Consider the following 9,815-nt stretch of genomic DNA (forward strand, 5'->3'; position numbering starts at 1 on the left):
GATGTTTCAGCCTATTTTACCTTTTTTTCTCTACCCCCTTGACAATTTGCACTTTTTCTTAACTTGTCACAAATGCTTAGGCATTGGGTATTGGGCAGTGAGCCGAAAAGCATAGGCAATTAAAACCTTAATCCTTCTTCCTTATTCTTTTTCCTCCTTCGCGCCCTAGCGCTAACGCGCCTTCGCGGTTCAATAAAAAAATCAAAACCCTAACGCAAGCGCCTTCCCCCACCCGGTTGCAAACCGGGAATCGGGCCCGACGATGGATTTTGGGATCTAGGCCGCAATCCGGAGGGTAAACTAAGCAGCACTTTTTCATTTCCTTTCAAACCCGATCGCACTTCCGTCTTATCATCCACCGTCATACCAGTCTTAATCGGCATAAAAGCAGGCTTACCATCTTCTCCACCCGGAACATAAACCCCCGTTTCCCTTTGTTGACGGACAATGGCCGCAGTCGGAACTACCAAAACATTTTTAAGTTCACCCGCCTTAAACTCCACATTCACATTCATGCCCGATCGCAGCATTTGTTTATCATCATTAATAATTGCCGCTTTTACCTCAAAACTTGTTACATTTTGCTGGACGATCGACTGAGGCGAAATTTGAGTGATTTTACCTGCAAAAGTCTTTCCCGCAAAAGCATCGGCTTGAATAGACGCAGCCTGGCCGATCTTAATCTGAGAAATATTAGTTTCTGCTACGTTTGCTACTAATTGATTTTTTGAAGCTAAGGACAAAATCGAAGAAGAAGTCGCCGAAGAAACCGCACTACCTGCAGTCGTGGGAGTCACAAAAGCGCCCGGATCGGCGTACTTGCGGGTGACAGTGCCGGTAAAAGGAGCCCGCAGCACAGTGTCGTCGATCAGCGCTTGAACGCTTTGCAGGCTGCCTCTAGCGGCGAGAACTTGAGCGCGGGCTTGGGCGATGTCTTCCGGGCGAGAACCAGCTTCTAGCAGCGCCAAAGCTTGCTGTTTTTGCTCGACGGCGGCTTGCCCTGCAGCGATGTCTTCCGGGCGTGCGCCCGATCGCGCCAGGGCCAAAGCTTGCCGTTTTTGCTCCACAGCAGCCCGCCCTGCAGCGATGTCTTCCGGGCGTGCCCCCGATCGCGCCAGGGTCAAAGCTTGCCGTTTTTGCTCCACAGCAGCCCGCGCCGCAGCGATTTCTTCGGGGCGAGTACCCGATCGCAGCAAAGCTACAGCTTGTTCGGCTTGCCTGACTTGCGTTTGAGCTCGATCGCGCGCCGTGCGGGAGTTGTTGGCAACTTGCAAAGCAATGGCTCCGGCTTTATAGAGTTCCTGATTTCTCTGAAAGTCTTCCTCAGCTTGGTTTTTCGCGTATTCGGCATCTCTGAGTTTGGCGATCGCTTGGGCGATGTCTTCAGGCCGATTCCCCTTGAGCAATTTTTGTAAATTTGCCTGCTGTTCAGCTAGTTGTGCCTGGGCTACGGCAATATCCTGGCTGCGATTGCCGTTGAGCAATTTTTGCAAAGTTGCCTGTTGTTCTGCTAGTTGTGCCTGGGCTACAGCAATGTCTTGGGTTCGATTGCCGTTGAGCAATTTTTCCAGACTTGCCTGTTGTTCTGCTAAAACTGCCTTAGCCACCGCAATGTCCTGCGATCGAGTGCCGTTGAGCAATTTTTGCAGGTTTGCTTCGGCGGCTGCGAGTTGTCCGCGAGTTTGGGTAAGTTGCCCTTGGAGGTTCGAGTCGTCCATGTAGGCGAGAATCTGGTCTTTTTCAACTTGATCTCCTTCCTTGACAAGCAAACTTTTGAGCATTCCTGAAGTTTTGGGGCTGACGTTAACGGAACGTTCGGGCACAATTGTGCCGTTGGCCGAAATTGTAATCGGCAGGTTCACCCTTTCGACAGCAACGGTTTTTGCCCTGCCTCTGGTTTCGCGGCTGGATTTGACTGTGAGTTGGCTGTAAGCTGTGTAGCCGACTCCTGCAAGCAGGGAAGCGGCGAGGACTCCGCTGAGCCAGGGAGTCAGCTCTTTTTTAATCTGAAAGTGCTTTACTAAGTACATATAAATTAGACCTGATGGGTCTGTCTTGAATTTAGACAGATCGGGAACAGAAAAGGTTCAATTGAAGTCTCACTAAGTTTTTTCGGTGGTAGCGCAGGTATTTTCGGATAATTTTGGATAATCAGGACATCAGCTACGATTAATTTAGAATCTCGATCAATGAGGAACGCAGAAATGAGCATTCACTTAGACTTGCCGCCGGAGTTAGAAAGTCAACTGTCTACTGAAGCTTTGGGACTAAACCTGCCTTTTTCTAAGTACATCCTACGGGTTTTAGCGAGCCGATAATATCTGAGCAACCCACCTAAAACTAGAGCCGAGCTGGTTGCTTATTGGCAAAGCGAAGGAGTCATCAACTAACGACCTGATATCACCGATAGTCAAGTATATGCTCCCAACCTGCGGGATCAGGCACAAACACGGACACGGACATAAGAAACGCTATGTACCTTTTAGACAGTTATGTTTTAAGGGATATTCAACGGGGTCATGCACCTGCAATTACTTGGTTTTGTTTTCTAGTCTTTTAGATAAACCTAGTGTTCCCGGTTTTGTTGTCATGGAGCTAATCCAAGACTCGCAGTTGTAGACATTCCGTAAACTTTCGGGCGATCGCCCCTATAGGCAGAATATTTAGAAAGTTTGTGGCTATCATCTACAGGATATACGGAAAGTTTCCGCCTATCTCCCTCCAGGGTGTTTATACCCAAAGTTTCCGCCTAATAAGAAGTTAGAGGCTAGCTAGGAGTCTCAAGTATATGGATCGCTACTTTTACGCTGGCGACGTTATTGACGATATTGTGATACGCCAATGGGCTTATGACGAAAATCTGATTCTTCACCAAGATGAAGACCTTAGTCTGGGGAAGGAAATTTTATTTCCACTTCTGTTTGAGTTAGCAGAGGACAGAAGCTGTCCGAAATCCCTATATATTATAGAGATAATGGCTCGCTATATTAAAGAAGAAATCGTGTATCAGAAACCGGATGCGATAAAAATTGCCAATCGAGCAATCTCGTTTGCTAAGAAATCTCAACGAGAGGAAATGAAGGAATGGCTTCAGTTATTAAGGCGAATAGTCTGGTATAAGCAAAGAATAGGAAGTGTAGACAGGGATTTAGCGATTCAAATGGGTCTAGATTTGCTAGGCAGAATACTTCATCAAAATGATATTGACATTGTTATAGCCAATGATGAGTCCTGGACTGTAGGTTTATTAACCCCTGAAGAAACGGGTTCTTACAGTGAGCATCTAATAATTAGTAAATCGACAGGAGCTTTTGGTTTTCACCCATGGTATCCTTGGTGGGATACGTATGTCAGGAAAGATTAAGTTAATCGTTTTGTCTGGCTGTCTTACAGCTCTCTAACAACGCCCATGCACACCGATCACCGAGAGCTGATCGGGGTTATGATGCAAAGGTTATTTCGGGCGGGTGATGGGAACCGTTATACCGCAATACGCTTGGGTTAGCGCTTTCCGACGAATTTCATTTCACGAATTTATGGGAGTTACAGACTTGTGAAAGGAAGTCAGATTGTTCTTATCTGAACCGTATTGCTCTATAAATGAGGCTTTACGACACTTTCACGTTGCTGCAAGTGTCTGAGAAGCACACCAGCCTCTATGCGTGCTTCTTGACTAAACCGATCGAACTTTTGAAAAGTTCGATCGCCAATTTCCTACTTAACAAACAGCCACTACACCCAACTCTGTAATCGCCACCTCCGGGCCCACCAAAGAAATATACGGTTCTACAAAATATTTCTTAGCAGCATCCCGCGCTTCTGAAGCTGTCACCTGTGCAATTTCTTCTTGAAACTGCTGGTCAAATTTAATCCCCAATCCCAAAATTTCGTACCAGCCTAAAACTTGGGCAATTTGCGAATTAGTTTGTTTTCCTAAAGCATATTGACCGAGCATTTTATTCTTGCAAGCTTGCAATTCTTCCTCGCTTAGTTCGGTGTTGGCGAGTCGATCGACTTCTGCGCGCAATCCTTCAAAAGCAGTCGCCGTATTTTCCGGCGCCGTACCCATGTACACGACAAACTGAGCCGTGTCTAAGCGCGTCGCGTATAGCGCGGAAACGTCGTAAGCCAAGCCCCGCTTTTCTCGCAATTCCACAAACAACCTGCTCGATAAACCGTTACCCAAATAAGTATTCAGCAACTTAATCGCTGCATAATCTGGATTTTTGACAGAGGGTGCGAGGTAGCCCAGCATAATCACTGATTGCTGCGTATCTTGTGGCGTAACGACCGATTCAGGGGAAGGGTACAGAGGGGGGACGGTTAAAGTTGGCAGGGGTGTTAAAGGCGCTTTCCAGTCACCAAAAGTTCGATCGATCAGGGCGATCGCATCTTCGGTCGATATTCTGCCCGCTACCGAAATAACTACATTATCGGGACGGAAATAGGTTTTGTGGAACTGTTCGAGATCGTTTCTGGTGAGCTTTGACATAGTAGCTTCCGTCCCCAAGGGAGAGAAAGCATAGGGATGTTCCTGGTACATCGCGTGCCGCAATTGCTCGAAGGCGATCGCAAATGGCTGTTCTTGCTGCGATCGAATTGCTGATATGGCAATGCGGCGTTCAAGTTCGACTTCAGCTTCCGGGAAAGTGGGCGATCGCGTCAATTGCGCCGCCAACTCCAAAATCTCCTCAAAATCCGCAGAAACCGTCTTCAAACTCACTAAAAAATAGTCTGTAGTAGAGTCGGCACTCAACCTCGCTCCCACCGATTCTACACGCTCGGCAATTTCCAGCGAAGACAGTCGATCTGTTCCCTTGGTCATTACCGCCGACAGCAAGTGACACAATCCTGCTTGTTCCGGCTGCACGTAGCGACTGCCGGCCCGCAGGAATATCCTAGCTGCAATAATATCTGCTGCTGGATTTTCTGCTGCCAAGACAACAATACCGTTGTCTAAAACCGTGCGCTGGATTTCATTTTTCATTGAATTATTTGTTAACTGTTGACTGTTGACTGTTGACTGTTGACTGTTGACTGTTGACTGTTGACTGTTGGCTGTTAGTCATGATTATTCGTAGGATGGGTAGAGCGTGAGCGTTACCGATCATCCGATTTGAGATTGGCGATTTGAGATTTTAGATTGAGGGACAAATCTCAAATTTCCAATTAATAGACTTGGGTTTCATGTCTCAACTCAACCTAGTTGCTGTTAACAGTGAACAGTGAACAGTCAACAGTGAACAGTGAACAGTCAACTATTATTAGATTGGTTTGAGTACCACGGCTGTATAGCGCCGAGGAGAGAGATATTGTTGAGCTAGGCGCTGGAGGTCTAAGGGCCCAAATGCCTTAATCCTAGTGGGATAGCTGAGCGCTACTTCCGCAGTGGCGATCGTATTGTAATATCCGTAAAGACCCGCTAGCTGTCCCGGCGTTTCGAGCGAGAAAGCAAAATCGTTGCACAGCAAACGCTTACAGCGGAGCAATTCTACCTCGGAAACTGGCTCAGACTGCAATTCCCAAAGTCGATCGCAAATCCGAGATTCCACCTGTTCGACATCCTTCGCGTCCAAGACTGCACTGATAGTAAATAAACTCGATTCCCGTTGCAACGAGAAAGTGCTGTCGATCGCCTCTACCAATTGTAATTCTTCCCGCAATTCCCTGACTAAACGCGAAGTCCGCCCGTCTGCAAGCAACACCGACAGCAAATCCAAGCCGCAAGCACTTTGCAAGTGTTCAACTCCCGGGCCCGTCCAGGCCATCATCAGCCGCGCTTGTTCCAATCGGGGGAGGCCGAGCTCCTGACGGCGAATTTCTATCAGTGGCGGTTCCGCTTCTGCGGTTAATTTGGGACAATCCCACCTGTCTGAAAACTGCTCGAATGCTTTCTCCGTAACATCTCTGGCCTGTTGTTCATCAATTCCCCCGACTACCACCACAGTCATATTTTCCGGCTGATAGTGCGATCGATGGAAACAGCGCATTTCATGGGGAGTTCGCGACATCAGCAGTTCTTCCGTGCCGAGTACCGATCGCCTGTAGGGATGCCGCTGGTAAACTGTTTCCATCATTGCTTGGAAACCCAGCCAATCGGGATTGTCTTGAGCTTGACGGATTTCTTCGAGTACCACATCTCGCTCGCGATCAAATTCCCGATCGGGAATCGAAGCGCGCAGCAGCAATTCTGCCAGCGGCTGCGCTGTTTCTGCTAAATAATCGGCCGCAGCGTTGACGAAAAAATGCGCGTAGTCGTGACTTGTAGCTGCATTGGCGACACCGCCGCGATTTTCGATTACCTGGTCAAATTCTCCAGGGGCGATCGAATCCGTCCCTTTAAATATCATGTGTTCTAGAAAATGAGCCATTCCCGACCAAGAATCCGGCTCCAGCGTAGCACCAGCCCTCACCCACACGTCTAGCGCGACCACCGGTGTGGCCGAAATCCGCTGGTGAATGACCGTTAACCCATTATTCAGCTTCCAGACATTGGCTGGGAACTCTAAAGCAGTGAGCAGTTGAGACAAGCTAGTTATTCTTAAACTTTAGTTAACTTCGGCTGCAACTATGGTAGCGCTTTACAGCTATGCGATCGGGATTAATTGATACAAAAGTCAGTTGTCAGTGGGCAGTGGGCAGTGGGCAGTTGGCAGTGGGCAGTGGGCAGTTGTCAGTTGGTAGTTGTCACTTAATAGTTGTCAGTGGTTAGTTGGCAGTTATTAAGGGTAATTTTTGCTTTTTTTAAAAACGACCTTAGCCTTAATTAACTATCATTTCTTGGTTTAAAAGTCAATAGGTTGCGCGGGATATTAATGAATCAGTCGGGAGAAAGAGGATGTTATCAGAATATATCAATAAATTAAGAGATGTAAGAACACTAAAGACATTGAGAGGAGAAACGACAGATGGTAGCTACCTTAGAAGATACTAAGCGCCAAGCGATCGCAACTAAATTAGCAGACATGAAAGCGCTGCAAAACCTGTTGATCGCCAACGAGCAATTATTCATCAATTCCTGCAACGACTCCGAACTAGCCCAGCGCTTCCGGGATATGCTAGAAGACGATCGCAAAAATTTGGGCGTATTAGAAACCACGATCGTGCAATACGGCATTCAAGCCGAGCCCAAAGAAACCAGCACAAAAATGATTGAAGAAGTTCAGAAACTCATGAAAGGTTCTGAACTCACCATGTTTGAAAAAGTAGCTCAGCACGAACTGCTCAAACACAAACAAACAATGGCCGGTATGTTAATTCACAAAGCTGCTCAAGTAGTAGGCGCAGACATTGAAGCAGCCATTACCCCGCTCAATACAGTTAACTTTGAGAACCGCGCTCACCAAGAACAACTCAAAGGAGTTCTCGAAATTTTAGGCGTCCGCGAACTGACCGGCAAAGACCCCGACCAAGGCGTTTGGGCGCGCGTGCAAGATGCAATGGCAGCAATGACCGGCATCATCGGCGGTGCAGTTACCCGCAGCAAAGATGAGATGAACATCACCGAAATCATCTCAATGGATCACCGCAAAACCGATACCCTCTTTATGGAAATCGCAAGCACCGACGATCCTCAAAAACTGCAAGAATTCTTCGGTCAACTTTACAAAGACCTCAGCGTTCACGCAGAAGCCGAAGAACAAGTTGTTTATCCCGCAGTTCGCAGCTACTACGGCAATACTCAAGAACTGTATAGCGAGCAAGCAGAAATGAAGCAGATGCTTGCCCAAATTAAGGCTCTTAACCCTAGTTCTTCTGATTTCAAAGCCCAAATTAAACAGCTCCAAACAGCGGTTAAAGATCACATTCGACAAGAAGAAAACGATATGTTCCCTCATATTCGCCGCAATCTGAGCGAAGCACAAATGGAACAAATGGCTACTCAATTCAAAGCAGCAAAAACCACCATCCAGCAAGAAATGGCTAAGATGAAATAATTCAGCAGTCGGCTAATTTTAACTCTAGCAAAACTAGAGAATAGCTAAACTGCAACCTATCAATCCCGCTACCAACCTGGCGGGATTACTGTTTTGTGTAAACTCACCAATGTTCAAAAACTAATATCAAATCTGTTAGCATCGGAATTATTCATCTATCTATTCTCTTTATCTGCGTGAATCTGCGTCAATCCATTGTCATCTGCACTTAACAAATTATCTTTTTTTTACACCAGATACAGGATAAATACAGATTAACGCAGATTAATTGTATCAACAATTCCGGTTGCACCGTCCGTGATTGTTAACCGAAAGCATCCAGGATACAAGCCCCCGGATTCATTCCTTCGCAGACTCAGGACCCAGAAATAAAAAACCTTTATCCGATGAAACTTGCCCCCCGAATTTATTTATCCGTGGGGTCAATGCTTCAATTCTAAAATCTAAAATCTAAAATCTAAAATCGATTGACCCTTCGGCGAAGGTGAGTGGGCATCGCTGTTGACTGGATTTTACGCCCGACGATGCTACCGGATTTGAAATAACTAAAAAAATGAATAAACCCACCCTAGGTAACATGGTTGTGGGGGCGGGTTTATTTAGATTGTGAGTTATAGTCAGAGATTGTGGGTGAAAGTCGTCCCCACAAAATGCGGTTATTTATATCTCAACTCGCGACAAATCTATCCGTTGATCACAGATCCTCCGTTGGGATGCAAAATTTGACCAGTCATGTAAGACGAATCTTTTGAAGCTAAAAACACGTAACTGGGGGCAACTTCATCGGGTTGACCGGCGCGTCCCAAGGTCGTATCTGCACCAAATTTCTCCACTTTTTCTTCAGGGAAAGTTGCAGGAATTAGAGGCGTCCAAATCGGACCGGGGGCGACTCCGTTGACGCGAATTCCTTTCTCAGCTAAACTTTGAGACAAAGAGCGAGTAAAGGCAACAATTGCTCCTTTTGTGGAGGAGTAATCTAGCAATTGTTGATTGCCTTTGTAAGCGGTGACAGACGTAGTGTTGATAATTGCACTTCCCTCTTTGAGGTGTTTGAGAGTGGCTTTTGTGAGGTAAAACATTGAGAAAATGTTCGTGCGGAAGGTGCGCTCTAATTGTTCGGCGGTGATGTTTTCGATGCTTTCTTGGGGATGCTGTTCGGCGGCGTTGTTGACAAGGATGTCGAGGTGTCCGAATTCTTTAACTGTTTGTTCTACAAGGTTTTGACAGACGTTTTCGTCGCCGATGTCGCCGGCGATCGCAATACAGCGCCGGCCTTGTTGTTCGATCGCCTCTTTGGTTTTTTTGGCATCATCATCTTCGTTAAGATAGCTGATGACCACGTTAGCGCCTTCCTTGGCAAAGGCCATCGCCACTGCACGCCCGATACCGCTGTCTCCGCCAGTAATTAAGGCTACTTTGTCCCGCAATTTGTCGCTACCGCGATATCCCTCCGCGAAGGATTGAGGTTGCGGAGTCATTTGGGATTCAATACCGGGTTGCTGTTCTTGATGTTGAGCCGGATGGGTTTGTTGTTGAGTTGGCATAATATATTCCTCTAAGTTCTACCTCTATAAATAAAGGTTTTCTTGGGGTAGCGAATCATTCTTTTTGACGATCGCGCCCTACGACTAAAGACAGTAATTAAAGAGATAAATAAACCCGTCAGCCGAGCCCATGATTGTGGAGGGCTGGTTTATATAAATTGTGAGTTTTCCTCAAAGATTGTCGGTAAAACCAGCGCCTACGAGCATCGGGATATATTTGTTGTAGAGGCGGGTTTCACGAACAATATTTCCGGTAATTAGGGCTTGCTGAATATATCGATCGCACTTGACGTAGCCTGGGTTAAGAAATCGTGCGATCGAGAGTAAAGTGCAA

7 protein-coding genes are annotated in these 9,815 nt (G+C 46.7%); 3 read left to right on the plus strand and 4 right to left on the minus strand.

Annotated elements, in window-relative coordinates:
• Positions 1-209: 209 nt before the first annotated feature.
• Entirely contained in the window at positions 210-2,030 is a 1,821-nt protein-coding gene (locus QUB37_RS28365) for an efflux RND transporter periplasmic adaptor subunit (protein ID WP_333168482.1), read from the minus strand.
• Positions 2,031-2,189: 159 nt separating this feature from the next.
• On the opposite strand from QUB37_RS28365, the gene QUB37_RS28370 reads away from it, so the two are divergent.
• Positions 2,190-2,318, plus strand: a complete 129-nt coding sequence (locus QUB37_RS28370) for a hypothetical protein (RefSeq protein WP_333168483.1) — start codon at positions 2,190-2,192, stop codon at positions 2,316-2,318.
• A 470-nt stretch (positions 2,319-2,788) separates the two neighbouring features.
• Positions 2,789-3,364, plus strand: a complete 576-nt coding sequence (locus QUB37_RS28375) for a hypothetical protein (RefSeq protein WP_333168485.1) — start codon at positions 2,789-2,791, stop codon at positions 3,362-3,364.
• A 354-nt stretch (positions 3,365-3,718) separates the two neighbouring features.
• On the opposite strand, the gene QUB37_RS28380 is transcribed toward QUB37_RS28375, so the two are convergent.
• Entirely contained in the window at positions 3,719-4,987 is a 1,269-nt protein-coding gene (locus QUB37_RS28380; RefSeq protein WP_333168487.1) for a pitrilysin family protein, read from the minus strand.
• 277 nt (positions 4,988-5,264) lie between these two features.
• Positions 5,265-6,530, minus strand: a complete 1,266-nt coding sequence (locus QUB37_RS28385) for a pitrilysin family protein (protein ID WP_333168488.1) — start codon at positions 6,528-6,530, stop codon at positions 5,265-5,267.
• Between the two features lie 378 nt (positions 6,531-6,908).
• On the opposite strand from QUB37_RS28385, the gene QUB37_RS28390 reads away from it, so the two are divergent.
• Entirely contained in the window at positions 6,909-7,937 is a 1,029-nt protein-coding gene (locus tag QUB37_RS28390) for a hemerythrin domain-containing protein (protein ID WP_333168489.1), read from the plus strand.
• A 683-nt stretch (positions 7,938-8,620) separates the two neighbouring features.
• Here the strand turns inward: QUB37_RS28390 and QUB37_RS28395 are convergent.
• The gene (locus QUB37_RS28395) at positions 8,621-9,481 is read right to left on the minus strand and encodes an SDR family oxidoreductase (protein WP_333168490.1); all 861 of its coding nucleotides are present in this window, start codon (positions 9,479-9,481) and stop codon (positions 8,621-8,623) included.
• Positions 9,482-9,815 lie beyond the last annotated feature (334 nt).

The organism is Microcoleus sp. AT3-A2 (assembly GCF_036705685.1).
Lineage (GTDB): Bacteria > Cyanobacteriota > Cyanobacteriia > Cyanobacteriales > Microcoleaceae > Microcoleus.

Bases quoted from the DNA above. Each gene is read 5' to 3' on its own strand.
- QUB37_RS28365 (WP_333168482.1), bottom strand. From the start codon at position 2,030: ATGTACTTAGTAAAGCACTTTCAGATTAAAAAAGAGCTGACTCCCTGG.
- QUB37_RS28375 (WP_333168485.1), top strand. From the start codon at position 2,789: ATGGATCGCTACTTTTACGCTGGCGACGTTATTGACGATATTGTGATA.
- QUB37_RS28395 (WP_333168490.1), bottom strand. From the start codon at position 9,481: ATGCCAACTCAACAACAAACCCATCCGGCTCAACATCAAGAACAGCAA.
- QUB37_RS28390 (WP_333168489.1), top strand. From the start codon at position 6,909: ATGGTAGCTACCTTAGAAGATACTAAGCGCCAAGCGATCGCAACTAAA.
- QUB37_RS28380 (WP_333168487.1), bottom strand. From the start codon at position 4,987: ATGAAAAATGAAATCCAGCGCACGGTTTTAGACAACGGTATTGTTGTC.
- QUB37_RS28370 (WP_333168483.1), top strand. From the start codon at position 2,190: ATGAGGAACGCAGAAATGAGCATTCACTTAGACTTGCCGCCGGAGTTA.